Origin of the sequence: Pandoraea iniqua (genome assembly GCF_902459685.1) — a bacterium.
Taxonomy (GTDB): domain Bacteria; phylum Pseudomonadota; class Gammaproteobacteria; order Burkholderiales; family Burkholderiaceae; genus Pandoraea; species Pandoraea iniqua.
Genome location: NZ_CABPSF010000002.1, coordinates 1078178 through 1101703 on the forward strand (window position 1 = coordinate 1078178; position 23526 = coordinate 1101703).

The 23526-nt window shown below is 63.7% G+C and carries 23 protein-coding genes; 14 read left to right on the forward strand and 9 right to left on the reverse strand.

What is annotated here, in order from left to right:
* Positions 1-120 precede the first annotated feature (120 nt).
* Entirely contained in the window at positions 121-522 is a 402-nt protein-coding gene (locus PIN31009_RS10580; protein WP_150790166.1) for a hypothetical protein, read from the forward strand.
* Positions 523-630: 108 nt separating this feature from the next.
* Positions 631-2064 carry an NAD-dependent succinate-semialdehyde dehydrogenase gene (locus PIN31009_RS10585; RefSeq protein ID WP_058379306.1) on the forward strand — a complete coding sequence of 478 codons (1434 nt, stop codon included), beginning with the start codon at positions 631-633 and terminating at the stop codon, positions 2062-2064.
* 117 nt (positions 2065-2181) lie between these two features.
* Here the strand turns inward: PIN31009_RS10585 and PIN31009_RS10590 are convergent, their stop codons facing one another.
* Together PIN31009_RS10590 and PIN31009_RS10595 are read right to left on the reverse strand one after the other, a co-directional pair.
* On the reverse strand, positions 2182-3471 hold the full coding sequence (locus PIN31009_RS10590; RefSeq protein ID WP_150790167.1) for an MFS transporter: 1290 nt from the start codon (positions 3469-3471) through the stop codon (positions 2182-2184).
* Between the two features lie 131 nt (positions 3472-3602).
* Complete coding sequence (locus PIN31009_RS10595) at positions 3603-5252, reverse strand: phosphoethanolamine transferase (RefSeq protein ID WP_150790168.1); 1650 nt, start codon at positions 5250-5252, stop codon at positions 3603-3605.
* Positions 5253-5734: 482 nt separating this feature from the next.
* On the opposite strand from PIN31009_RS10595, the gene PIN31009_RS10600 reads away from it, so the two are divergent.
* Positions 5735-6277 (forward strand): peptide deformylase, encoded by a 543-nt coding sequence (locus tag PIN31009_RS10600; RefSeq protein WP_150790169.1) that lies wholly within the window; start codon positions 5735-5737, stop codon positions 6275-6277.
* 37 nt (positions 6278-6314) lie between these two features.
* Here the strand turns inward: PIN31009_RS10600 and PIN31009_RS10605 are convergent, their stop codons facing one another.
* Positions 6315-6653, reverse strand: a complete 339-nt coding sequence (locus PIN31009_RS10605; protein ID WP_150790170.1) for a tRNA-binding protein — start codon at positions 6651-6653, stop codon at positions 6315-6317.
* A gap of 201 nt (positions 6654-6854) precedes the next feature.
* The gene (locus PIN31009_RS10610) at positions 6855-7634 is read right to left on the reverse strand and encodes a helix-turn-helix domain-containing protein (RefSeq protein WP_174997086.1); all 780 of its coding nucleotides are present in this window, start codon (positions 7632-7634) and stop codon (positions 6855-6857) included.
* Positions 7635-7846: 212 nt separating this feature from the next.
* On the opposite strand from PIN31009_RS10610, the gene ssuE reads away from it, so the two are divergent.
* The 6 genes from ssuE to gltX all read left to right on the forward strand — a co-directional run bounded on the left by ssuE (position 7847) and on the right by gltX (position 13344).
* Positions 7847-8440, forward strand: coding sequence for an NADPH-dependent FMN reductase (gene ssuE, locus PIN31009_RS10615; RefSeq protein ID WP_058379299.1), 594 nt, complete (start codon positions 7847-7849; stop codon positions 8438-8440).
* A 13-nt stretch (positions 8441-8453) separates the two neighbouring features.
* Entirely contained in the window at positions 8454-9605 is a 1152-nt protein-coding gene (ssuD, locus tag PIN31009_RS10620) for an FMNH2-dependent alkanesulfonate monooxygenase (RefSeq protein ID WP_150790172.1), read from the forward strand.
* 30 nt (positions 9606-9635) lie between these two features.
* Positions 9636-10508: an aliphatic sulfonate ABC transporter permease SsuC gene (gene ssuC, locus PIN31009_RS10625; protein WP_150790173.1), complete on the forward strand. Its 873-nt coding sequence runs from the start codon at positions 9636-9638 to the stop codon at positions 10506-10508.
* Positions 10505-11449, forward strand: a complete 945-nt coding sequence (locus PIN31009_RS10630; RefSeq protein WP_150790174.1) for an ATP-binding cassette domain-containing protein — start codon at positions 10505-10507, stop codon at positions 11447-11449. Before ssuC ends, PIN31009_RS10630 begins: the two co-directional genes overlap by 4 nt.
* Before the next feature lie 69 nt (positions 11450-11518).
* A complete protein-coding gene (locus PIN31009_RS10635; protein ID WP_010807342.1) occupies positions 11519-11734 on the forward strand; it encodes a TOBE domain-containing protein in 216 nt (71 codons plus the stop codon).
* A gap of 218 nt (positions 11735-11952) precedes the next feature.
* Entirely contained in the window at positions 11953-13344 is a 1392-nt protein-coding gene (gene gltX / locus PIN31009_RS10640; protein ID WP_150684127.1) for a glutamate--tRNA ligase, read from the forward strand.
* 123 nt (positions 13345-13467) lie between these two features.
* On the opposite strand, the gene PIN31009_RS10645 is transcribed toward gltX, so the two are convergent.
* Entirely contained in the window at positions 13468-14325 is an 858-nt protein-coding gene (locus tag PIN31009_RS10645) for an inositol monophosphatase family protein (protein ID WP_058379295.1), read from the reverse strand.
* Positions 14326-14636: 311 nt separating this feature from the next.
* Here PIN31009_RS10645 and PIN31009_RS10650 point away from each other — a divergent pair, with 311 nt between their 5' ends.
* Together PIN31009_RS10650 and cysE are read left to right on the forward strand one after the other, a co-directional pair.
* The gene (locus PIN31009_RS10650; RefSeq protein ID WP_150790175.1) at positions 14637-15479 is read left to right on the forward strand and encodes an RNA methyltransferase; all 843 of its coding nucleotides are present in this window, start codon (positions 14637-14639) and stop codon (positions 15477-15479) included.
* A 369-nt stretch (positions 15480-15848) separates the two neighbouring features.
* The gene (gene cysE, locus PIN31009_RS10655) at positions 15849-16628 is read left to right on the forward strand and encodes a serine O-acetyltransferase (RefSeq protein ID WP_150790176.1); all 780 of its coding nucleotides are present in this window, start codon (positions 15849-15851) and stop codon (positions 16626-16628) included.
* On the opposite strand, the gene PIN31009_RS10660 is transcribed toward cysE, so the two are convergent.
* The 4 genes from PIN31009_RS10660 to PIN31009_RS10675 all read right to left on the reverse strand — a co-directional run bounded on the left by PIN31009_RS10660 (position 16616) and on the right by PIN31009_RS10675 (position 19407).
* Positions 16616-17476 (reverse strand): UDP-2,3-diacylglucosamine diphosphatase, encoded by an 861-nt coding sequence (locus PIN31009_RS10660; RefSeq protein WP_246185590.1) that lies wholly within the window; start codon positions 17474-17476, stop codon positions 16616-16618. The genes cysE and PIN31009_RS10660 overlap by 13 nt on opposite strands.
* Before the next feature lie 28 nt (positions 17477-17504).
* A complete protein-coding gene (locus tag PIN31009_RS10665) occupies positions 17505-17999 on the reverse strand; it encodes a peptidylprolyl isomerase (protein ID WP_150684129.1) in 495 nt (164 codons plus the stop codon).
* A gap of 56 nt (positions 18000-18055) precedes the next feature.
* Entirely contained in the window at positions 18056-18658 is a 603-nt protein-coding gene (locus PIN31009_RS10670; protein ID WP_150684130.1) for a peptidylprolyl isomerase, read from the reverse strand.
* Between the two features lie 83 nt (positions 18659-18741).
* Positions 18742-19407: a tetratricopeptide repeat protein gene (locus PIN31009_RS10675; protein WP_246185591.1), complete on the reverse strand. Its 666-nt coding sequence runs from the start codon at positions 19405-19407 to the stop codon at positions 18742-18744.
* A gap of 322 nt (positions 19408-19729) precedes the next feature.
* Here PIN31009_RS10675 and cysS point away from each other — a divergent pair, with 322 nt between their 5' ends.
* The 3 genes from cysS to PIN31009_RS10690 all read left to right on the forward strand — a co-directional run bounded on the left by cysS (position 19730) and on the right by PIN31009_RS10690 (position 23472).
* A complete protein-coding gene (cysS, locus tag PIN31009_RS10680; protein WP_150790177.1) occupies positions 19730-21133 on the forward strand; it encodes a cysteine--tRNA ligase in 1404 nt (467 codons plus the stop codon).
* Between the two features lie 24 nt (positions 21134-21157).
* Positions 21158-22348 carry an endonuclease III domain-containing protein gene (locus PIN31009_RS10685; protein WP_150790178.1) on the forward strand — a complete coding sequence of 397 codons (1191 nt, stop codon included), beginning with the start codon at positions 21158-21160 and terminating at the stop codon, positions 22346-22348.
* 155 nt (positions 22349-22503) lie between these two features.
* Positions 22504-23472, forward strand: a complete 969-nt coding sequence (locus PIN31009_RS10690; protein ID WP_150790179.1) for an acetyl-CoA carboxylase carboxyltransferase subunit alpha — start codon at positions 22504-22506, stop codon at positions 23470-23472.
* The last annotated feature ends 54 nt before the right edge of the window (positions 23473-23526 follow it).

Below are 23526 nucleotides of genomic sequence, written 5' to 3' on the forward strand. Positions count from 1 at the left end.
AGGGCCGGTATTCGGTGGCGCATCACGCGTTGCACTGGGTACCGGCCCTTTTTGCTTTGGGGTCTGGCAGGGCGACATGTACGCCGTTACGATGGCGGGAATTCGATCAGAGAGATGCCCATGAAGACGACATACCTACCACGCGCCGTTTGGTACGTTGCGTTACTGCTCCTTGCCGGGATGTTCTGGCTGGTTGACTGGTCGAGGGTGATGGGAAGCTATTTCCCGGCGCTATTCAGTTATTTCGCCTGTTCGATCTTCATGGTGGTGTTCCCGAGTTGGTTCTACGGCTCGCGCCGACAGCCGCGTACGACGTTCGGGATCAAAACCCTGCACTTTTGGCGCGGTGCGATCGTGCTGGGGCTGATTGGTACGGTCGCAGGCCTGCTCGCACGAAGTGCGCTTGGCGCGCAGTTCGGCATGTTTCTGACGCTATGGGCGGTGGATTGCTTGCTGAGCGTCCGGGAAGTCGGGTTCCGTGATGACTCGGCAGCGCCCGCGACGCGCCGCTCCGTCAAATAACACCGGAAAAATAAAAAACCGGGCGCGAGCACCGCCCGAATGCGGTCCCGGCGAGAATCGATAGGCTGCGTTATGCTGTCGCACGTATTGCCAACCGGAGACTTGAGCATGTCGCACAACGTAGAACTCTTTATCAATGGGCAGTGGAAAGCAGGCGCAGAAGGCCTGACGCTGCCGATCGAAAACCCGGCCACCGGTGAGACCATCGGCACCGTGGCCCGCGCCACGCAGCCGGATCTGGACGCCGCCCTTGCCGCCGCCGAAGCCGGTTTCGCCAAGTGGCGCGAAGTCGCCCCCTTCGAGCGCGCCAAGCTCATGCGCAAGGCCGCTGGCCTGCTGCGCGAGCGCGTGGGCGATATCGCCCGCCAGATGACGCTGGAGCAGGGCAAGCCCGTCGGTGAAGCCAAGGGCGAAGTGCTCTCCGCCGCCGACATCATTGAATTCTTCGCAGAAGAAGGCAAACGCGCCTATGGCCGCCTCGTCCCGTCGCGCGTGCCGAACGTCACCCAGTTGGTGATCCCGACGCCGGTCGGCGCCGTCGCTGCCTTCACGCCGTGGAACTTCCCGGTCAATCAGGTCGTGCGCAAAGTCTCCGCTGCGCTGGCCGCCGGTTGCTCGGTAATCGTCAAGGCACCGGAAGAAACCCCGGCATCGCCCGCAGCGCTGATTCGCGCTTTCGCCGACGCCGGTCTGCCCGATGGTGTGCTGAACCTCGTGTATGGCGTACCGGCCGAAATCTCGTCGTACCTGATTCCGCACCCGACCATCCGCAAGGTCTCGTTCACGGGCTCCACGCCGGTGGGCAAGCAACTGGCCGCCATGGCCGGTCTGCACATGAAACGCGTGACGATGGAACTCGGCGGCCATGCGCCGGCGCTGATCTTCAACGATGCCGACATCGCTGCTGCCGTGCGCAACCTCGCCGGCGGCAAGTTCCGCAACGCGGGTCAAGTCTGTATCGCACCGACGCGTTTCATCGTGCAACGCGGCGTGTACGACCAGTTCGTCGCGGCCTTCGTGAAGGCGGCCGAAGCCGTGCGCGTGGGTAACGGTCTGGACCCGGAAACGACGATGGGCCCGCTCGTGAACGGCAAGCGCTTCGAAGCCATCAGCGCCATCGTCGATGACGCCGTGGCTCACGGTGCCGAACTGAAAACCGGTGGCAAGCGTGCCGCCGACGGTGGTCATTTCTACGCACCGACGGTGCTGTGCAACGTGCCGCTCACGGCGAAGATCATGCACGAAGAGCCGTTCGGTCCGGTGGCGATCATCAACCCGTTCGATACGGAAGAAGAAGCCATCGCCGAAGCCAACCGTCTGCCGTATGGTCTGGCCGCGTATGCCTACACCACGTCGGCGGGCACGGCGCAGCGTCTGTCCACGCGCGTGGAAAGCGGCATGCTGACGATCAACCATTCGGGCCTCGCCCTGCCGGAAGTGCCGTTCGGCGGCGTGAAGGACAGCGGCTACGGTTCGGAAGGCGGACCGGAAGCCCTCGAAGCTTACCTGCAACCGAAGTTCGTCACGCGTCTCGACGTCTGAGCATCAGATCCTCTGATGGTGTGATATCGAATACCCGGTAGCAAAAAAAGCCGACGCAGGCGACTGCGTCGGCTTTTTTCATTTCGGCGTCAATGCAGCGTCAACGCGCGGGATGCTTCAGGCCGGTGCAGCGGCATCCAGCGACGCCGCTTCGATGGCGGACAGTCGCGAGGCCGGCGAAAACACGATGATGCCGAGTTGCACCGCGAAGCCGGCCGCCATGGTGGCCAGACAATACCGCGTGCCGAGGGTCGCGGCCAGCCATGCGCCGAGAAACGCCCCGAACGGACGCGCCCCGGCCGTGGCCGTCATCGTCACCGCCGACACGCGGGCGATCAGCCCGCCCGGCGTCACGACCTGACGCAGCGATGTCGTGGAGATGGTCCACACGATCGGGCCGAAGCCGAACAGGAAGAACGCGGCGAATACCACGGCATAGGCCGCCACGCCGCCCGACATCTGCCACGTCGCCACCATCAGCAACGACGCGATGGCGGCACAGGCGGGGCCCAGCACGATCTGTCGGCCGAACGACAGCCGCTTTGCTACGCGCCGGTAGCCGAACGCACCACACACCATCCCGAAGCCATAAACGCCCAGCGCGATGCCGACCGCCTGCGCCGAGAAGGCCAGCGAGTGAATGGCGTAGTACGCGAAGATGGCGAGCAACAGATACCACGAGGTATTGAAGACGAACGCCGTCGCCACGATAGGCCGCAGGTAAGGGCTGTGCGCAATGAAGCGCACCCCCTCGGCCAGTTCATGCACGAAATGGCGGTGAGATGCCACACGCGGGGCTTCGGCCGGCAAGCGCGTCAGGCAATAGACGCTGGCGAGCGAGAGCACGAACGCAGCGGCAAAGGCGAGCGTGCCCGACGCCCATCCCGCCAATAGGCCGCCCAGCGCCGGGCCCGCCGTGAACGCAATACTGCGCGCAATCTCAAGCCGCCGGTTGGCCGTGAGCAGGTCTGCCGGATCGATGAGCGCTGCCACCAGCGACGGCGCCGCCGCACCGAACACGACCGTGCCGGTGGCCATCGCGAAACCGAGTATTCCGAGGGCGGGAAGTGTCAGCAGATGCGCACGAAACAGCGCGAACAAGCCGAGCAGGGCGACCGCGCGCAGCAACTCCGTCGCGATCATGAGCGGCTTGCGCCGGTAGCGATCGGCCAGCACGCCGGCGGGCAGCGAGAGCAGCAGAAAGGGGAGGGTGGTGGCCGCCTGCAACGAGGCGGATTGTTCAGCCGAGGCCCCGAGCGCGATGACGGCGACGATGGGAATGACGGCGAGCGTCATCTGTTCACTGAACTGCGCGGCGAGATTCGCATGCGAAAGCGATGTCACGAGCGATGTCACGCGCGACGTGACGGGCGGTGCCTTCGGGCTTTGCGCCCACTCCTCTGCCATACCGATCCCCTCGAAATTGGTCAGACGAGGGGGAGTCTAGGCCGAGCGGGGCGGAGAGACGCTCCGTTTCTTGCGATTGAATTCCGGTCGAAGTTTGATGGAATTGCGAATGAATTCGGGCGGTGCGTTGCCTAGCTATTTGGCTGCTGCCACGTGTACGCCTGCCCGTTGATGCGACGCTCGCGCGGCGTGAAAGCCGGGCTGAGTAGATCGTCCGAGGCACTGTAGTAACGCGTGTCGATGTCGAGCATGCCCAGCAGCGTGTGTTCGAGGCGGTCGGTCTGGTACGGGCGCGCTTCCAGCACGGCCTGTGTCAATTGGTTGGGCGCGCCGGGTTGCTGCGCGCCGTCGCGTGACCACACGACCATCGGAATTTCATAACCGGACGCATCGGTCACCGACTGCCCGGCATGATTGCGCGTATGCCCCACTTCCTGCGCATGGTCGGAACTGAACAACAGGCTGGCGTCGGTCTGCGCACCCGTCGCCATCGTTTTGCGAATCAGATTGGAGACGACGAAATCGTTGTACGCGATGGCATTGTCGTACTCGTTGCGCAGGTGCCGCACCCACGTCGACCGGCCTTGTGCCGCGAGCGAGGCCATCACGGCATCGTCGGTATTGTCGAAGCGCGCGAATTCCTCGGGATAGCGCATGTCGTAGGTCGGGTGCGCCCCCAGCAGATGCACGATGATCAGCTTCTTCGGGGCATCGCTGGCCAGCGCCGCATCGAATGCCGGCAGCAGGTTGCCGTCGACGTTGTTCTCGCCGCGCCCGTAACCCTTGTTGATGAACACCTGCTCGTCGGCGCGCTTGGCCACTAAACCGAGCCAACCGTCGTTGGGCACCTGATTCGAGATCCAGTACGTGCGATAACCGGCTTCCCGCGCGAGCATCACGACATCGGGCTGGCGCGTCCACGCCTCCGGGTCGTCGAGGCTGGCGGGCGTGAGCATCTTCATGAGCGACGACATCGTCGCCGGTTCCGACGACACCACGTCGCGGAACACCGTGAGATCGCCGCGCAGGGAATCGAGCATCGGCGTCGTGTTGCGCGCGTAGCCGTAGAGCGACATGTTGTTGCGATTCAAACTCTCGCCGATCACCCAGACGACGGTGTTCTTGTCCGGCCCGCGGTACTGCACGCGCCAATCGGCACGCTGCGCCATGTTGCGGTCGAGGTCGCGTTGCAACTGGGCGGCATGATCGGCTTGCCCTTTGTAATCGAGATAGCGCATCGGCCAGTAGAGTAGCGGATTCTCCTTGGCCATGGTCGGGTTGAAGTGCAGCGCAAGGAAGACGGCCAGCAGCGCCACGACGGCAGATTTGCCGGTGCGCCGCATCGGTGCGGGCGTTTGCCGGGCCTCGTTGCGTGTGAAGCGGCGCTCACCGAAAACGACCGCGCCCATCAGCACCACGAAGGCGGCACTGGCTTCGAAGACGTCGCGCCAGTTATGGCGGAAGAACTCGCTGGTTTCCGACGGATTGGTGTTGAACACCGCGTGCAGCACCAGCAAGTGATTGGGGCGCATGCCGAAGTAGTCGCGCAGGAAGCCCTTGGTCGCCGCATCGAGAAGGAACACGGCGAAGACGCTGAGGGTGGTGACGCTCAACCACACCGGCCGCGCGCGCAATAGCAGGCAAAGGCCGGCAAGGCCGGGCAGGGCGGTCGCCATGAGGGCGGCGCTCTTGCCGTATTCGTTGGCGCTGATCATGCCGAGCGCCCAGAACGCGGCCAGTCCGCCGAGTCCGAGGTATAGCCGATGTAATAAGGGTTTCAATCGCTGTCTCCGCCGACCTATTTTTTTGGAACACTGCGTGCTGTGGGCGCGTGTCGTTGCGGGATCAGAGTTCCCGCCCGGCGCCGGGCAGGCTGCCGAATCGGGCGTTTCGACTGCCAAGACTCGGGAAAGTGTCGGCGTTGTGCGACTTTTTTAGGCGAATGAGGATCGGTATTGGCCTGTTGAAGTGAATTCCCATGCAATTACGTGGGAAAAGGCGTTTTCGACGTCTCTCGTCCGACCATCGGCAGGCGCCCTGACATCCGTTGGCGTATGGAAGTTTATTGACGTAAAGCGCACTTCAACGAAATTGCATTTCGCGGCTGCCCTCTACAATCGTGGCAATCGCTCAACCAACAGGCGTGGATTCCGATGTTGCCAGACATGACGTGTAACTCGTTCAGATGCCCCGTGCAACGACTCGGCGGGCGCTCGTTGCCTGCCGCCGTGGCGGAACCGATGCCTGCAACTGGGGAGGCGTCATGACGCGCGAAATTCTTCGTGTGGGTGCGCCGTCGCTGAGCCGGGTGGCGGCGGAGGTGGTGGACGTCACCGATCCGGCGGTGCGCCGCGATGCCGCCGATCTGCGAGAGGCGTTGGCGGCTTTTCGCGCGGCGCATGGTTTCGGGCGCGCCATCGCCGCGCCGCAAATCGCTATCGACCGGCGCATGATTGCGCTCGCCGTGCCGGGGTGGCCCGACGTGATCGTCAATCCTGAAATCGTATGGACGAGCGACGAACGCGTCACGCTCTGGGACGACTGTATGTGTTTCCCGGACACGCTGGTGCGGGTGTCACGCTACGCGTCGATCTCTGTGCGTTGCGTCGACCTGTCGGGCGAGGTGCGCCTGAAGGCGCAACTGCCGCTGGCCGAGGCCGAACTGTTGCAGCACGAGATCGACCATCTCGACGGGAAGCTGTCGTTTGACCGGGCCGTGGGTGAGCACGCCATCGTGCAACGCGATGTGTTCGACGCCGATCGCGCGGCGTTTGCGCGGCAAGTCGATTATTGCCCGCAGCCCTGATCCGGGACTGCCCAGAACTCATCGGGACGCATCGGGACTAGTGAAGGCGCGCGCCGTTAGGCACACCGCGTTCCACACCGGCGAGCACGATGGCACCGCTTTCGTCGGCAAAGCCGGTGACCAGCACTTCCGACGCCACGCCTGCGATGCGCTTCGGCGCGAAGTTGCATACACACAGTACCTGCCTGCCGATAAGCGACTCGGGCGTGTAGTGCACGGTGATTTGTGCGCTCGACGTCTTCACACCTAGTTCACCCAGATCGACCTCAAGCACGTACGCCGGCTTCTTTGCCTTCTCGTTCACGCGCGCGGCGACGACGGTGCCTACGCGCAATTCGATCTTTTCGAAATCCTGCCACTCGATGGTCTCGGCCATGTCTTGCTTCCTGTGCTGACGTGCGGCCGGGGCCGCACGAAACGAATAGAAAAAGAGAAGCCTAGCGCGCGAAGGGTGCGGGGGGATTGTGAAAAACGGCAGGCGGCGGCTTTGACTTTGCTTGGGGATAACGTTGGCGCTTCGTCGGTATTTTGTCGGCACCTCGTCGGCGTGTCGCCGGTGCAACGTCGGCGCAGACGTTCAGCGTGTACCGGCGCGTTCCCGTCGCCACACGGCGGGTGTCTGGCCGTAGTGCTGGCGGAAGGCGTGGGTGAGGGCGCTCTGATCGTTGAAACCCACATCGAGGGCGATCTCGGCAAGCGGGGCGTCGTGCGCCGTCAGCAGCGCGGCGGCGCGCGCCAGCCGCAAACGCATCAAGTGCCGGTGGGGCGTTTCCCCCGTCATCGCAACGAAGCAATCGTGGAAATGGCGTACGCTCATGCCCGCCTCGAACGCGAGTGTCGCGGTGTCGAGCGGCGCCGCCAGATCCGCCTGAAGCCTTGCGTCGACCGTTGCCAGATCGAGCTTCGCAGTGCGCAGGGCCGGCCGTGCCGGGGCCAGCTTCGCGGTGAGCATCGCCAGCATCTCGCGCACGCCGGGGTCGTCGGCGCTCAGCGCATGGCTGTCATCGGCCTGTGCCGAGGCAAACGCACAAACGCGGCCCACCAGCGCCAGCATTGCCGCATCGAGCGCGAAGAACGTCTCGTGATCGAACGCCCGTTCGCTCCCCGTCACCCGGGCCACTGTCGTCGGCACGTCGAGCACGACCTGCTGGTTCGGCCCGTCGCCCCGATAGTCATGCCGCACCCCCGCAGGAATCACCACGCCATTGCGCGCGCCCACGCGGCCGTATTGCGACGCGTCGCCGTCGAGCGAAATCGCCATCCGCCCCGAGTGCCCGATCACCACCTGATGGAAATCGTGCGTGTCGGTGCTGTCGGTCGGGCGGTATTCGCGAAGTTCAAGGATTGCGCTGGGCATAAGGCGCGGAGGGAGCATGACTACAGGTTATGAAAAAACGCGCAAAGCTTTCCCGGATTCATTGGTTCGGGCGCGCGGGGCGCATCGCTACACTGGTTCTCCAGTGGTCGGGGCGATCCGGCCGGCATCGGCGTGAAGACGCCGGTGTGCTTCGAATCCTCAGGGTGCGTGGCGCGTTGAACGACGCTGACACCCGTCTTTGGCAGGGAAGTATGACATACGCCGTCACGATCTCCGGCAGCCCGTCGGCTGCTTCGCGCAGTGCGCGTTTGCTGCGTTTTATCGAATCCGATCTGACCGCCGCCGGCATCGCCGTGCGTCGCATCGACATTCGTGCGCTCTCGCCTGCCGCGCTGCTCGCGGCCGATACCACGCACGACGATCTGCGCCATGCGCTCGCCCAAGTGGCCGGTGCGCAAGCGGTGATCGTCGCCACGCCCGTCTACAAGGCGGCGTATAGCGGTTTGCTCAAGGCCTTCCTCGACGTGCTGCCGCAAGACGGCCTCGCCGGCAAGCTCGTCGCCCCGTTTGCCACCGGCGGCAGCCCCGCGCATTTGCTCGCGCTCGACTATGCGCTCAAGCCGGTGCTCTCCGCGTTGGGCGCACAACACATTCTTCGCGGCGTGTTCGCCGTCGATCAGCAAGTGCCGAAGGAAGAGGGCGCAACGCTCGACGCCGCTGTTGCCGAACGCCTCGGCGCGACCGTCGACCAGCTCTCGCAATGGCTGCATGAGCGCGAAGTGATTCGTCAGTGGCCCGCGCATCAGGCACGTGCCGGTGCGCTGCAAGCCACGCTCGCCGCCTGATCCGGAGTTCGAAATGAAAGTCTTTTGGTTCATTCCGACACACGGCGACACGCGCTATCTGGGCACGTCCGACGGCGGGCGTGTGTTCGATTTCGACTACGCGCGCCAAGTCGCGAGCGCGGTCGATTCACTGGGCTACGAAGGTGTGCTGCTGCCTACGGGCCGGTCGTGCGAAGACGCTTGGGTGACCGCGTCGAGCCTGATCGGATCGACCAAACGGTTGAAGTTTCTCGTGGCGATCCGTCCGGGCATCGCTTCGCCCGCACTCACGGCGCGCATGGCGTCCACGTTCGATCGCTTGTCGGGTGGCCGGCTGCTGATCAACGTGGTGACCGGTGGCGACGCCGGTGAGCTGGAAGGCGACGGCTTCTTCGCCGATCATGCGCAACGTTACGAAGTGACCGACGAGTTTCTGAAAATCTGGCGCGAGCTGGGTGAGAAATCGCACACGGGCGAGGCCGTCAATTTCGAAGGCAAGCATCTGCGTGCTGTGGACGCAAAGCTGCTGTACCCGCCGGTGCAGAAACCGCACCCGCCGCTGTATTTCGGTGGCTCGTCGGAAGCGGCGCGCCAGATCGCGGCCGAACAACTCGACGTCTACCTCACGTGGGGCGAACCGCTCGCCGATGTGGCCGAGAAGATTGCCGACGTGCGGGCACGCGCCGCCAAACTGGGCCGCACGTTGCGCTTCGGGCTGCGTCTGCACGTGATCGTGCGCGAGACCGAAGACGAAGCGTGGCGTGCCGCCGATTCGCTCATCAGCAAACTCGACGACGCGACCATCGCGCGCGTGCAGACGCAGTTTGCCAAGATGGATTCGGAAGGCCAGCGACGCATGGCGGCGCTGCACGGCGGACGCCGCGACAAGCTGGTGATCGCCCCGAATTTGTGGGCCGGTGTCGGGCTGGTGCGCGGTGGCGCGGGCACAGCGCTCGTGGGCGACGGACCGACCGTTGCGGCGCGCCTGCGCGAGTACGCCGATCTGGGCATCGATACCTTCATTCTGTCGGGCTACCCGCATCTGGAAGAAGCGTATCGCTTCGCCGAGCTGGTGTTCCCGCATCTGCCGCTCGACGTGCGTGAGCGTCTGGGCAACACGCAACTCGGCGGCCCGGTGGGCGAAGTGATGGCCAACAACATCTTGCCGCAGGCCTCGCAAAGCTGATTCGGCCACCCCGGCCGTGGAGAAATTCGTATGACCCAATCAACACTGGCTCCCGCCGCGACGCCGGCGGGTGCGTCTCATGCTTCCCGTGCGTCCAATAGTGAGTCGAGCACGTGGCAGCGCCTCTGGCGCGTGGCCGCACGACGGCTCGCACCGTGGCTCGTCCCGATCGTGCTCGTCACCGTCTGGCAGATTGCCGCCGAAGCGGGCTGGCTCTCGACGCGCGTCTTGCCCGCACCGTCCGCAGTGGTCGACGCCGCGTGGCAACTTGCGGTGAGCGGCCAGATCTGGCGAGACATTGGCGTGTCCACCGGCCGTGCCGTGCTCGGCTTCGTGATCGGCGGTGGTCTCGGTCTGTTACTCGGCATGCTCACGGGCCTGTCGCGGTTTGCCGAGACGGCGCTCGATTCGTCGTTCCAGATGCTGCGCAACATCCCGCATCTGGCACTCATTCCGCTGGTGATTCTGTGGTTCGGTATCGACGAGAAAGCCAAGCTGTTTCTCGTCTCGATCGGTGTGTTCTTCCCGATGTATCTGAACACGTATGCCGGTATTCGCGCCGTCGACGGCCAACTCGTCGAGATGGCTCGCAGCTACGGCTTGCGCGGCTGGGCACTGTATCGCGATGTGATTCTGCCGGGCGCGTTGCCGTCGATTCTGGTGGGTGTGCGCTTCTCGCTGGGCCTGATGTGGGTGACGCTGATCGTGGCGGAAACCATCTCGGCGCAGTCGGGCATCGGCTATCTGACGATGAACGCCCGTGAGTTCTTGCAGACCGACATCGTGCTGGTGGGCATTCTGCTCTACGCGCTGCTGGGCAAGCTGGCCGATGTGCTGGCCAAGGAACTAGAGTTTCGCTGGTTGCGCTGGCACCCGGCCTTTCAACGAGGAACCGCCGCATGAGCGCACAACAACTGGCCCCCGTCGCAGGCGTGGACATCGAGTCCGAATGGACTGCGGAACAACGCGCCACCACGCCCGCTACGCCCGCCAATGGCAACGGCAATACTGGCGCGAATCTCAAAGTCGTGCGTCAGACGAATGACGTCGCGGCCTCTGCCGGTCTTCGCATCGATGGCGTGAACAAGCACTACGGCGCACGCGCCGTATTGACGGACTTTTCGCTGGCGATTCCGCGTGGCGGTTTTGCCGCCATCGTGGGACGCAGCGGCTGCGGCAAGTCGACGTTGTTGCGTTTGATTGCCGGGCTGGAAGCGGCCGACGCGGGCACCATCGCACTCGATGGTCACGCCCTCGGCACCACGTCGAGCAAGGTGTCGACACGCATCATGTTTCAAGACGCCCGCCTGCTGCCGTGGCGCACGGTGCTGCAAAACGTCGCCATCGGGTTGCCGAAGTCGGCGCATCCGCAGGCGTTGGAAGTGTTGCGCGAAGTCGGCCTCGCTGAGCGCGCCAACGACTGGCCGAGCCAGCTTTCCGGCGGTCAGCGTCAACGTGTAGCACTGGCACGTGCGCTCGTGCATCAACCCGATTTGCTGCTGCTCGACGAGCCGCTCGGCGCGCTCGATGCGCTCACGCGAATCGAAATGCATGCCCTGATCGAGCGCCTGTGGCGCGCTCACGGTTTCACGGCGTTGCTCGTCACGCACGATGTGCAGGAGGCCGTCGCACTGGCCGATCGCGTGGTGTTGATCGAGCAGGGCCAGTTGGGGCTCGATCAGCCGGTAACGCTGGCGCGTCCGCGTGCGCGCGGCAGCGTCGATTTCGCACAACTCGAAGCGCAGGTGCTCGACCGCGTGCTGCAAACCGAATCGAGCGGCACGCCGGTGGCTGCCGCACCCGAACCCAGTTGGCCCGCCGCGACGGTGCGCTGGGCCGTCTGACACGTCGTATTCATCCTTCGCCGTCTTTCATCCGACCTTCATCCAATTCACTGAACGCAGGAGTTCATCATGGGTATCACCGCCATCAACGTCCGTAACCAGTTCAAAGGCCGCATTCGCGAAATTCTGCGCGGCCCGGTGCTCTCCGAGGTCGACGTCGAAACGCCGAGCGGCATCGTCACCTCGGTCATCACCACGCGCTCCATCGACGAGTTGCGTCTGGATGTGGGTTCCGAAGTCGTGGCCCTCGTGAAGGCCACCGAAGTGTCGCTCGCCAAGCTCTGAGCCGGCGTTTTCCGCGATTCCAGCGTTTTGGAGATGGCTTGCCGGGTGAAGTCCGATGCCGGTACGGGGAATTTCCGAACCCCGGCTCGGACTGTGCCGCGAATGCACGCACTCGGCTGATATAATGACGGCTTCCGAATGTCGGCGACCCGCCTGCGCGAGACTTTCCGCCGCGGGCGTTTTTATTTGTTGCCGACGCGATGCACCGAAGCCAAACCATGACCACTGTCCGCACCCGATTTGCGCCTAGCCCGACCGGATTCATCCATCTGGGCAACATCCGTTCCGCTCTCTATCCGTGGGCGTTTGCGCGTCACAACCACGGTGTTTTCGTGCTGCGTATCGAAGACACCGATCTCGAGCGCTCCACGCCGGAAGCCGTGCAGGTCATTCTCGAAGGCATGGAATGGCTGGGCCTCGACTACGACGAGGGCCCGTTCTATCAGATGGAGCGCATGGATCGCTATCGCGAAGTGCTGCAACAGATGAAGGACGCCGGTTACGTCTACCCGTGCTACATGAGCGTGGAAGAACTCGACGCGTTGCGCGAGCAGCAGCGCGAGCGCGGCGAAAAGCCGCGTTACGACGGCCGCTGGCGCCCGGAGCCGGGCAAGGTCTTGCCTGAGCCGCCGGCCGGTGTGCAGCCGGTGCTGCGCTTCAAGAACCCGCTCACGGGCAGCGTCGTGTGGGAAGACGCGGTCAAGGGCCGCATCGAAATCTCGAACGAAGAACTCGACGATCTCGTGATCGCCCGCCCCGATGGCACGCCGACGTATAACTTCTGCGTGGTCGTCGATGACATCGACATGGACATTACGCATGTGATTCGCGGCGACGATCACGTGAACAACACGCCGCGTCAGATCAACATCTTCGAAGCGCTCGGCAAGCAGCCGCCGGTCTACGCGCACTTGCCCACGGTACTTAACGATCAGGGCGAGAAGATGTCCAAGCGCAACGGCGCGATGAGCGTGGTGCAGTACCGCGAAGAGGGCTTCCTGCCCGAGGCGGTGGTGAACTATCTGGCGCGTCTGGGCTGGGCCCATGGCGACGCGGAAGTGTTCTCGCGCGACCAGTTCGTGGAGTGGTTCGATCTCGACCACCTGGGCAAGTCGCCGGCACAGCACAATCCGGAAAAGCTGCTGTGGTTGAACAATCAGTATCTGAAGCAGGCCGATAACGAGCGTCTGGCCGGTCTGACCGAGCCGTTCCTCGAAAAGGCGGGCGTGTCGATCGACGGCGGTCCGTCGCTGGCAGGTGTGGTGGGGCTGTTCAAGGACCGCGCCAACACGATCAAGGACATCGCCGCGAGCGCCGAGATGTTCTATCGCCAGCCGCAACCATCCGCCGAAGATGTCGCACAGCATCTGACCGACACCGCGCGCGCTGCCGTGAAGGATCTGGCGGCCGGTCTCGCCGCATTGCCGGAGTGGAAGAAGGAAGCCATTTCGCCGGTGTTCAAGGCCACGCTCGCGCAGCACGGCATGAAGATGCCGCAACTGGCGATGCCGGTGCGCCTGCTCGTCGTGGGCACCACGCACACGCCGGCCATCGACGCCGTGCTCGAACTGCTGGGCCGCGATACGGTGCTGGCACGTCTGGCAGCGTAACCGACGCAACTAGCCTCACTCGCAGCAAGACGTAACAAAAAACCCCGGGATGCCTTGGCATCGCCGGGGTTTTTTTATGACGGTGGCAGCCACCGCGAAGGATGGCTGCCGTCGCCGTGAAACTTACGCTTGCGGCTTGGCTTCCAGCGTGACGGTGCTGGTCTTGGCCGGGGCCGGTGCGCGCTTGGTGCGCGAATAGCCTTCCAGCACCTTGACCATCTGCGCGTAGATCTTCGGGTTGGCGGCGAGCACTTCGCCTTCGAACAGGAAGTCCGATTCGCCCGTGTAGTTGCCCACGAGACCACCGGCTTCGGTCACCAGCAGGCTGCCGGCGGCCATGTCCCACGGGTTCAGGCCTTGCTCGAAGAAACCGTCCATGCGGCCGGCGGCGACATAGGCCAGATCGAGTGCGGCGGCGCCCGGGCGGCGGATACCGGCGCAATGCTCGGTCATCGTGCCGAACATCTTGAGGTAGTTTTCCACGCCTTGCAGATCGCGGAACGGGAAGCCCGTACCGATCAGGCCATCGGCCAGACGATCGCGGCGCGACACGCGAATGCGCTTGCCGTCGATGTAAGCACCACGGCCGCGCGAGGCGGTGAACAGTTCGTTGCGCGTCGGGTCATAGATCACGGCTTGCGACACGATGCCCTTGTGGGAGAGCGCGATCGACGTGCAGTAATACGGCATGCCGTGAATGAAGTTGGTGGTGCCGTCGAGCGGATCGATGATCCATTGGAATTCGGAGCCCGCTTTGCCGTGTTCTTCGCCCGATTCTTCGGCGAGGATGGCGTGGTCCGGATAGGCTTGCAGGAGGACGTCGATAATCGCTTGCTCTGCCGCTTTGTCCACTTCCGTCACGAAGTCATTGTGCTGCTTCTTGCTGACCAGAACCTTGTCGAGGTCGAGCGACGCGCGGCTGATGATGTTGCCGGCTTTACGGGCGGCCTTCACCGCGATATTGAGCATGGGATGCTGCATGACAGATTCCTGTTAAGGCCATCGCCCGCGTCAAACACGACCCCCTCTGGGTCGGCTGGCAGGCATGGCAGACAAAGCGAACGAATTGGGCAAGAGCGATGCCCGGCAAGTGCCGCAGGTGACTTAGCGGCTCGATTGCAGGGACGAAAACGCGTATTTTAGCAAAAACCGGCCGGCCGCGCTCTGTTGTGCGCATCTTCTGACCCTTTTTCGGCGCCACGCGCTCGGCGAATCAGGGCAAAATAGCGGCCTGCGCTGAATTTCATCCCGAATTTCTTCCTGAACACCATCCCTACACCTGCCGCCTGCTCATGTCCCAGTCCGTTGCTCCCGCCCCGTCGCCGCTGTTCGATCAAGTGCGTTTCGTGCTCAACGAGACGAGCCATCCGGGCAATGTCGGTTCGGCGGCGCGCGCCATCAAGACGATGGGCTTCGGTCAGTTGGTGCTCGCCGCGCCGCGTTTTGGGGCCGATGTCTTGCGCGACCCGGAAGCCATCGCACTCGCGAGCGGCGCCGACGACGTGCTGGCCAATGCCCGCGTGGTGGCCGATCTCGATGCCGCGCTGGAGGGCGTGAGTTGGGCTGTGGCGCTGTCGGCACGCACCCGCGAATATGGCCCGCCCAATGCCGAGCCGCGTGAGAGCGCGGCGCTGGCCGTGCAGCATGCGGGGCAGGGCGAAGCGGTGGCGTTCATTTTTGGCAGCGAGCGAACGGGCTTGTCGAATACGGATGTCGAACGATGCAACGCGCTCGTGCACATTCCCGCGAACCCGGTGTACAGCTCGCTCAATCTGTCGCAGGCCGTGCAGTTGATCGCGTATGAAGTGCGCATGGCGTGTCTGGGCGTCGAGCGAGGCGGCGCGGCAGCGAATGCGGTGGCTGCGCTGGCGGCGGGCGCCGTCAATGCAAGTGTCAATGCAAGCGCGAACGCCGGGGCACCGCACGATCATCTCGCCACGCGCGACGACGTGGAGGGCATGCTCGCGCATCTGGAGCGGGCGCTGGTCGATCTCGACTATCTCGATCCGGACAATCCCAAGAAACTCATGACGCGCCTGCGTCGCCTTTTCGCGAAGAGTCATCTGGAGCGCGAAGAGGTCAATATTCTGCGCGGAATCTCGAAGCACATTCTCGAGCGCAAGATCCGGCGTTGATGACTGAGTAGGGGAGACACGGGACAGACGGGGCGCGCAGGCTATGCCCTTACCGAGTATCCGGTCATTTTCCGGGCGTCTGCACGCATTGTGAAAACCCCATACAATTCTCAGTCACAAGCTTATTAGCCCTTCGCGAATATGAACCGATTGCGCGAGCGTTGCGCCGCCTCCCTGCCTTATCACGTGCACTGTTAACGCACGTCCTCGCGCCACGGCGTGGCGAGGCCGGACACCTGTCGTGTGCCGCAGTCCTCGTCAGTCACGCCGCTCAACGCCTGCCGGCATCGGCCGGCACGCTCTCCGGTGAATTCGCACGATCCCGCCCCAAGACGGCAGGACGCGCACTACAGGATCGACATCAGGCTCATGTTTACCCGCCTTCGCGAAGATATTGCCGCCATCCGGCAAAAAGACCCCGCAGCCCGCAGTAACTGGGAAGTCTTCACCTGCTATCCCGGTCTGCACGCCGTGATGCTCCATCGCGTGGCGAACCGTTGCTGGACGTCCGGGTTCAAGTGGCTCGGGCGCTTCGTCTCGCATTACGCACGCTTTCTCACGGGCATTGAAATCCATCCGGGCGCGACGCTGGGCCGCCGCGTGTTCATCGACCACGGCATGGGCGTGGTGATCGGCGAGACGGCGATCATCGGCGACGACTGCACGATCTATCAGGGTGTCACGCTGGGCGGCACATCGCTCTCGCGCGGCGCAAAGCGTCACCCGACGCTGGAGGCCGGCGTCATCGTCGGTGCCGGTGCCAAGGTGCTGGGCGGCTTTACGGTGGGAGAGGGCGCGAAGATCGGCTCGAACGCCGTGGTGGTCAAGCCGGTGCCGGCGGGGGGCACAGCGGTGGGTAATCCGGCGCGCGTCATTCGTCCCGATGCGCCACGTGAAAATGTCGAAGGCAAGCCGAACGGCAACGGCCGCAAAGCCGAGTTTTCCGCCTATGGCATTACGCCGAACGCCGACGATCCGGTGTCGTTGGCCATTCATGGATTGATCGAGAACGCGACCGACCAGTCGCACAAGATCGACGTGATGGTGGCCGCGCTCAACCAACTGGGCGCGCATCTCGAAGCGCTCGGCGCGAGCAAGATCGACACGGCCGAGCTGCGCAAGCTCGGCAAGGAAATTCAGGATATGTGAGCGGGCGCGGGCGTCGATGCTACGAGATCGATCGCCCGCAGTCCGTGGGCATCCCATTGCAGATAGCCGCCGCGCGGCGGCTCGATATCGAACTCCCAGTCGGGCAGCACCCAGCGCACACGCCGACCTTCGGCGTGTCGCGCCGGCCGGTGCGTGTGGCCGTGCACGAGCGTGCGCTCGCCGGACGCATCGAGCAGCGCGTTGATGGCTTGGGCGTTCGCATCGGCATAGGCCATGCGGTGCGCGCCTTTGGCCGCACTGCGCCGCCGGATACGATCGGCAATCCCCATGCGCACACGTAGCGGCAACGCGAGAAAGAAGGCCTTGCCGAGCGGCGAATGCGCGACGCGCCGGAAGCGCTGATATCCCACATCGTCCGTGCACAGCTGGTCGCCGTGACTGAGCACCAGTGCCTGCTCCAGAAACGAGAACACGCACGGATCGTCGAGCATGACGGCACCTGCCGCTCGCGCGAAACGTTTGCCCAGCAGAAAGTCGCGATTGCCACGCATGATCGCCACGGGCACGCCGCTGGCGGACAGGCCGGCGATGGCGGCCGTCATGCGGCGGGCGAAGGCGCCAAGGGGCTCGGTGTCGGGCGTGCCGGTGTGTCGGGCGGGGGCATCCTTGTCAGCGCCGAGCATATCGTCGCCGACCCAGTATTCAAACAGGTCGCCAAGGATGAAGAGGACGGACGCTTCGCGCGCAGGACCGCGCAGGAAGTCTTCGAAGACTTGCACCGTGCGCGGCAGGGCCGGCGCGAGGTGAAGATCGGAAATGAAAAGCGCGGGCCCGTCGCCCCGTGGTGTCACGGGGCAGTGCGGGCACCGCGCAGTCGATACAGGCATCGAGTGTCGTCGGTGACGAGATGGGCGCTTACGCGACGATCACGGCCTTTTCGATGACGACTTCCTCGAGCGGCACGTCTTGATGCAGACCGCGCGAACCGGTCTTGACACCCTTGATCGCGTCGACGATTTCCTGACCTTCGACCACCTTGCCGAACACGGCGTAGCCCCAGCCCGACGGCGTCGGTGCGCTGTGGTTCAGGAAGTCGTTGTCGTTCACGTTGATGAAGAACTGTGCCGTTGCCGAGTGCGGATCGTTCGTGCGGGCCATGGCCAGCGTGTACTTGTCGTTCTTCAGGCCGTTGTTGGCTTCGTTCTCGATCGGCGTGTTGGTCGACTTTTGTTTCATGCCCGGCTCGAAGCCGCCGCCTTGAATCATGAAGCCATTGATCACGCGGTGGAACACCGTGTTGTCGTAGAAGCCTTCCTTCACGTAGTTCAGGAAGTTTTCGACCGTCTTCGGTGCCTTCGCTTCGTCGAGTTCGATGCGAATGATGCCGTGATTCGTTTGCAGTTCAACCATGATGCTTTCCTTCTGATGAAATGGTCCCGGCAGGCCGGAGGAGTTCAGCGTCGTGTTCAGCGTTTGACGACGCTGGCCGATTCGATCACGACGGGCGTGACAGGCACGTCGCGGTACATGCCTTTGCTGGTCGTGGCGACACCCTTGATTTTCTCGACAGTGTCCATGCCGGCGACCACCTTGCCGAACACTGCGTAACCATAGCCGTCCGGGCTCGGGTAGTCCAGTGACGCATTATCCGACACATTCACGAAAAATTGCGCAGTCGCCGAATTCGGATTCGACGTACGCGCCATTGCGATGGTGCCCTTCGTATTCTTCAGGCCGTTTTGCGATTCGTTCGGAATCGGGGCGCGGGTCGGCTTTTCGTTCATGTCGGCCGTGAAACCGCCGCCCTGAATCATGAAGCCGGGAATGACACGATGGAAGACCGTGCCGTTGTAGAAGCCACTGTTGACGTATTGCAGGAAGTTATCAACCGTCTTCGGCGCTGCCTTCGGGTTGAGTTCCACCGTGAAGTTGCCGGCCGACGTCTTGAACTGCACCTGCGGCTGCGTGGCCTGTGCGAGCACCGGGAGGCTGGCAACGGTGCCAGTCAGTGCAGCGGCTGCGACGGCACCGCCGAGCAGTGCGCGGCGCAGGCGATTCGGAAGGGACATGCGGGTCTCCTGGGCTATGAATTCGTAAATTCGTGAATTCGTGTGAGGTCGTTTGAAGTCGTTTGAGGTCGCGTGAGGGGAGATCAGTTCCCCGACTTCCCGATGTTCTTCAAATTGGCATCTTCGCTAGGCTTGGCCGGCGAGGGCGTCTGCGCGACCGGGGCGGCACGTTGCGGTGCCAGCATGTCGGCGAGCACCTTCTCGCGGCTCGACACGCGCGCCGTCGGCGAAATTTTGAGTGCCTTCTGATAAGCCTGCTGTGCGAGCTTGGCGTAGATGTCGCCAAGGTTCGAATACGCCACGGCAAAGCTCGGGTTGTTGCGGATCGCACTTTCCAGCGCGGCGCGCGCCTTGTCGTACTCACCCGTCTGTGCGTAAAGCGCAGCCAGATTGTTGTACGGCTCGGGCAGCTCCGGGAAGTCTTGCGTGAGCGCGGTGAAGGCATCGATGGCTTCGGGCGTGCGGCCCATCTCCATGAGCACGCGGCCACGCGTGAAACGCACCTGCGCATCGCGCGGGTATTGCTTCAGGTGATCGTCGATCTTCGCGAGGGCGTCGCTGAACTTGCGGGCTTCGACCAGTTTGTTGATCGCCGATTCGCTGGCCTGCTGCGGCGTTTGCAGCGGGGCAGGCGGGGGCGGATCGATGATCGCCTGAGCACCGGCGGGCAGCGCAAACAGCGTGCCGGCAAGGCCGAGCGTCATGCCTGCGAGCGTGAGCGCGTGGGTATGACGGCGGGCAGCGTTCAAGGTGAAAGCGCTCGGGCGGAGGCGGGAAAGCAGGCGCGTTGCACTGCGCGAAAGGGACCGGCTTCGTTGCGTCATGATGGGTGCTTGGGATACCTGAGAGGTGCGCAAGAGATGCTATACTCGGCCGCATTCTAACAAAACACCTGCGCCCGGCCTGCGCCATTTCATCTTGTGGCGGCGGATACGGTTCGCAGGTTCGTTTTTTCTACCGCACGGCGCGCAGCCCGCCTCGCGATGTCGCTCCCGCCGCACGACGCGAATCGTGCCCGGAGGCATCGTCGCAGCGCCCGGCGCTGTCTCGCCCCCGGTCAAGCATTTATCTATGGATTCACTCCGCGTCTACAACTCGCTCGCGCGAGACAAACAGCCGTTCGTGCCCCTCGTTCCCGGCGAAGTCCGCATGTATGTTTGCGGCATGACCGTGTACGACTACTGTCACATCGGCCACGCGCGCGTGATGGTGGTGTTCGACATGGTGCAACGGTGGCTGCGCACGCTCGGCTATCGTGTGACCTATGTGCGCAACATCACCGACGTTGACGACAAGATCATCAAGCGTGCCGTCGAGAACGGCGAAACGATGCGCGAGCTGACCACGCGCTTCATCGCCGCGATGCACGAAGATGCCGACGCGCTCGGTGTGCAGCGCCCCGATCACGAGCCGCGCGCGACCGACTTCATTCCGCAGATGGTCGACATGATCGGCACGTTGCAACGCAACGGCTATGCCTATCAGGCCGAAGACGGCGACGTGAACTATGCCGTGCGCAAGTTTGCCAACTATGGCCAGCTTTCCGGCAAGTCGATCGAAGACCTGCGTGCGGGTGAGCGCGTTGCCGCGAACACCGCCAAGCAGGACCCGCTCGACTTCGTGCTGTGGAAGCGTTCGAAAGACAGCGAGCCGGACGAATCGAAGTGGGCCTCGCCGTGGGGCGCAGGACGCCCGGGCTGGCACATCGAGTGCTCGGCCATGAGCTGCCAGTTGCTCGGCAACCAGTTCGACATTCACGGCGGCGGCGCAGATTTGCAGTTCCCGCATCACGAAAATGAAATCGCGCAGAGCGAAGCCGCCACGGGCGAGACGTTCGTGAACTACTGGCTGCACAACGGCTTCGTGCGCGTGGACGACGAGAAGATGTCCAAGTCGCTCGGCAACTTCTTCACCATCCGCGAAGTGCTGGCGAAGTTCGATGCCGAAGTCATTCGCTTTTTCATCCTGCGTGCGCAGTACCGCAGCCCGCTCAATTACAGCGACGCCCATCTGGACGACGCACGTGGCGGACTGACGCGTTTGTACACCGCGTTGAAAGATGCGCAGGGCGACGGTGCCGCGCTCGACTGGAACGAACCGTTTGCGCAGCGCTTTGCGGCCGCGATGAACGACGATTTCAACACCCCGATCGCTATCTCGGTGTTGTTCGAACTCGCGGGCGAAATCAACAAGCAGCGTGATCCGGTGCTGGTGCGTCAGTTGCTGGGTCTGGCCGGTACGCTCGGTTTGCTCGGCCGCGATCCGCAGTCGTTCCTGCAAGGGGCGGCGGGTGCCGACACGTCGGGCGATGCCGATGCGTTGCGCGCATCGGTCGAGGCGCGCATCGAAGCGCGTGCGCAGGCCAAGCGCGAGAAGAATTTCGCAGAAGCCGATCGCATTCGCGCGGAATTGCTCGCCGATGGCATCGTGCTGGAAGATCGTCCCGGAGGCGCCACCGAATGGCGTCGTGCCTGAGCGCGGCGTATCGAGGCGAATTTCATGGTGACTCGTAAATCCGTGGCCGCAAAGGCCGCGACCCAAACCGCCACGACCGGACGCGCTGCCAAGGCCACGCGCCCGGCAGCCAAGCGTGCGGCCCCTGCCAAGGTGACTAAGGCCGATGGCCAGTCCCGCAAGGTCGAGAGCAAGGGCGGCGCGAAGACGGCTGCTGTGAAGGCGGCGCCCGTGGCGACCAAGCGTGCCAGCAGCGGCAATGGTGCGGCGGCGGCCGACAAGCCCAAAAAGATGGTGAAAGCCGGCAATGGCGCGGCAGGTAAGCCGGCCAAGGTCGCCGCGGGTGCGGCGCGCAAGGTGTCGGCGCGAACGGCCAAAGGCGAGGCCTCGGACAAATCGCTCAAGCCGACCCGTCAGACCAAGCCCGCCAAGACTACGCGTGCCACCGGAACGGCGGCAAAGGGCAATGGCGCGGCGGGCGTTGCGACCACGCGTCGCGTGATCGCCAAGCGCGACGGCGAGACGCGTATCGTCACGCCGGAGATTGCCCGCATCGAGACCGAAGTCGTCGAGCAGGCCGTGACCGGCGTCGTACCGCTGCCTGTGGCGCCGGGCGCGACACGCCCCGACTTCTGGGATCAGGCCTGCGCCGATCTCATGCGCCGCGATCGCATTCTCAAGAAACTCATTCCTCAATTCGGCCCGGCGCATCTGACCGGCCGCGGCGAGCCGTTCGTCACGCTCGCGCGCTCGATCGTGGGCCAGCAGATTTCGGTGAAAGCGGCACAAGCCGTGTGGGACCGTGTGGTCGCCATCTGCCCGAAGCTCACGCCCGCGCAATTCATCAAGGCCGGGCACGATGCCCTCGCCGGTTGCGGGCTGTCGCGCCGCAAGGCCGAGTACATCCTCGATCTGGCGACGCACTTCAAGTCGGGCGCGCTGCACGTGGACGCCTGGGCCAGCATGGACGACGAGGCCGTCATTGCCGAGCTGACCGGCATTCGCGGCATCGGGCGCTGGACGGCCGAGATGTTCCTGATGTTCAACCTGTTGCGCCCCGATGTGCTGCCGCTCGACGATGTCGGGCTCATCAACGCCATCAGCGTCAACTACTTCAGCGGCGAGCCCGTCACGCGCAGTGAAGCGCGCGAAGTGGCCGCCAATTGGGAGCCCTGGCGCTCCGTCGCCACGTGGTACATGTGGCGAAGTCTCGAACCGGTGCCGGTCGAATACTGATTGTTCCGCTTAGGACGTATAATCCGCGTCCGATTCCGTATCATTTAGTCATTATCGGTGTCTATTGTTGATCGAGAGGCGATGAAAGTTGCCTATCTTGTTCGGACAGTGGTCGCCGGCGGTACAATACGCTGCCGCATTTCCGGGGAAACCTGATGAAGAACACCTTTTTGGATTTTGAACAGCCGATCGCCGAACTCGAAGCGAAGATTGAAGAATTACGCTTCGTGCAGGACGACTCCGCCGTCGATATTTCCGAAGAGATCGAGCGCCTCTCTAAAAAGAGCCAGCAGCTCACCAAGGACATCTATACGAACCTGTCGCCGTGGCAGGTTTCGCAAATCTCGCGTCACCCGCAGCGTCCTTACACGCTCGACTATGTGCGCGACATCTTTACCGACTTTCACGAGTTGCATGGCGACCGCGAGTTCGCGGACGACCACGCTATCGTGGGTGGCATGGCCCGTTTCAACGGTCAGGCCTGTATGGTCATCGGTCACCAGAAGGGCCGCGACACGAAGGAGCGCGCACTGCGCAACTTCGGCATGCCGCGTCCCGAGGGCTATCGCAAGGCCATGCGCCTGATGAAGCTCGCCGAGAAGTTCGGTCTGCCGCTGTTCACGTTCATCGACACGCCGGGCGCTTACCCGGGCATCGATGCCGAAGAGCGCGGCCAGTCGGAAGCCATCGGTCACAACCTGTTCGTCATGGCCGAGCTCAAGACGCCGATCATCACCACGATCATCGGTGAAGGCGGCTCGGGCGGTGCACTTGCCGTGGCCGTGGCCGATACGGTCGCGATGCTGCAATTCTCGACGTACTCGGTGATTTCGCCCGAAGGTTGCGCCTCCATTCTGTGGAAGAGTGCGGCCAAGGCCCCGGAAGCCGCCGAAGCGCTGGGTCTGACCGCTCACCGTCTGAAGGCACTCGGCCTGATCGACAAGATCATCAACGAACCGCTGGGTGGTGCGCATCGCGACCCGCTCGGCATGGCTGGCATGCTCAAGCGTGCGCTCGCCGACTCGGTGCGCCAGTTCCAGGGCATGAGCCACAAGGAACTGCTCGATCGTCGTTTCGAGCGTCTGATGAGTTATGGCAAGTTCAAGGAAGCCGGCGCCAAGTAAGTCGTCGGCCAGCGCGTCGTCGCCGTTGGTGGCGATGACGCCCGGCGCCGTACC

Excerpts from the sequence above, each read along its gene's own strand:
- PIN31009_RS10580 (WP_150790166.1), top strand. The coding sequence starts at position 121 with ATGAAGACGACATACCTACCACGCGCCGTTTGGTACGTTGCGTTACTG.
- PIN31009_RS10585 (WP_058379306.1), top strand. The coding sequence starts at position 631 with ATGTCGCACAACGTAGAACTCTTTATCAATGGGCAGTGGAAAGCAGGC.
- PIN31009_RS10590 (WP_150790167.1), bottom strand. The coding sequence starts at position 3,471 with ATGGCAGAGGAGTGGGCGCAAAGCCCGAAGGCACCGCCCGTCACGTCG.
- PIN31009_RS10600 (WP_150790169.1), top strand. The coding sequence starts at position 5,735 with ATGACGCGCGAAATTCTTCGTGTGGGTGCGCCGTCGCTGAGCCGGGTG.
- PIN31009_RS10605 (WP_150790170.1), bottom strand. The coding sequence starts at position 6,653 with ATGGCCGAGACCATCGAGTGGCAGGATTTCGAAAAGATCGAATTGCGC.
- PIN31009_RS10610 (WP_174997086.1), bottom strand. The coding sequence starts at position 7,634 with ATGCCCAGCGCAATCCTTGAACTTCGCGAATACCGCCCGACCGACAGC.
- ssuE (WP_058379299.1), top strand. The coding sequence starts at position 7,847 with ATGACATACGCCGTCACGATCTCCGGCAGCCCGTCGGCTGCTTCGCGC.
- ssuD (WP_150790172.1), top strand. The coding sequence starts at position 8,454 with ATGAAAGTCTTTTGGTTCATTCCGACACACGGCGACACGCGCTATCTG.
- ssuC (WP_150790173.1), top strand. The coding sequence starts at position 9,636 with ATGACCCAATCAACACTGGCTCCCGCCGCGACGCCGGCGGGTGCGTCT.
- PIN31009_RS10630 (WP_150790174.1), top strand. The coding sequence starts at position 10,505 with ATGAGCGCACAACAACTGGCCCCCGTCGCAGGCGTGGACATCGAGTCC.
- PIN31009_RS10635 (WP_010807342.1), top strand. The coding sequence starts at position 11,519 with ATGGGTATCACCGCCATCAACGTCCGTAACCAGTTCAAAGGCCGCATT.
- gltX (WP_150684127.1), top strand. The coding sequence starts at position 11,953 with ATGACCACTGTCCGCACCCGATTTGCGCCTAGCCCGACCGGATTCATC.
- PIN31009_RS10645 (WP_058379295.1), bottom strand. The coding sequence starts at position 14,325 with ATGCAGCATCCCATGCTCAATATCGCGGTGAAGGCCGCCCGTAAAGCC.
- PIN31009_RS10650 (WP_150790175.1), top strand. The coding sequence starts at position 14,637 with ATGTCCCAGTCCGTTGCTCCCGCCCCGTCGCCGCTGTTCGATCAAGTG.
- cysE (WP_150790176.1), top strand. The coding sequence starts at position 15,849 with ATGTTTACCCGCCTTCGCGAAGATATTGCCGCCATCCGGCAAAAAGAC.
- PIN31009_RS10660 (WP_246185590.1), bottom strand. The coding sequence starts at position 17,476 with ATGCCTGTATCGACTGCGCGGTGCCCGCACTGCCCCGTGACACCACGG.
- PIN31009_RS10665 (WP_150684129.1), bottom strand. The coding sequence starts at position 17,999 with ATGGTTGAACTGCAAACGAATCACGGCATCATTCGCATCGAACTCGAC.
- PIN31009_RS10670 (WP_150684130.1), bottom strand. The coding sequence starts at position 18,658 with ATGTCCCTTCCGAATCGCCTGCGCCGCGCACTGCTCGGCGGTGCCGTC.
- cysS (WP_150790177.1), top strand. The coding sequence starts at position 19,730 with ATGGATTCACTCCGCGTCTACAACTCGCTCGCGCGAGACAAACAGCCG.
- PIN31009_RS10685 (WP_150790178.1), top strand. The coding sequence starts at position 21,158 with ATGGTGACTCGTAAATCCGTGGCCGCAAAGGCCGCGACCCAAACCGCC.
- PIN31009_RS10690 (WP_150790179.1), top strand. The coding sequence starts at position 22,504 with ATGAAGAACACCTTTTTGGATTTTGAACAGCCGATCGCCGAACTCGAA.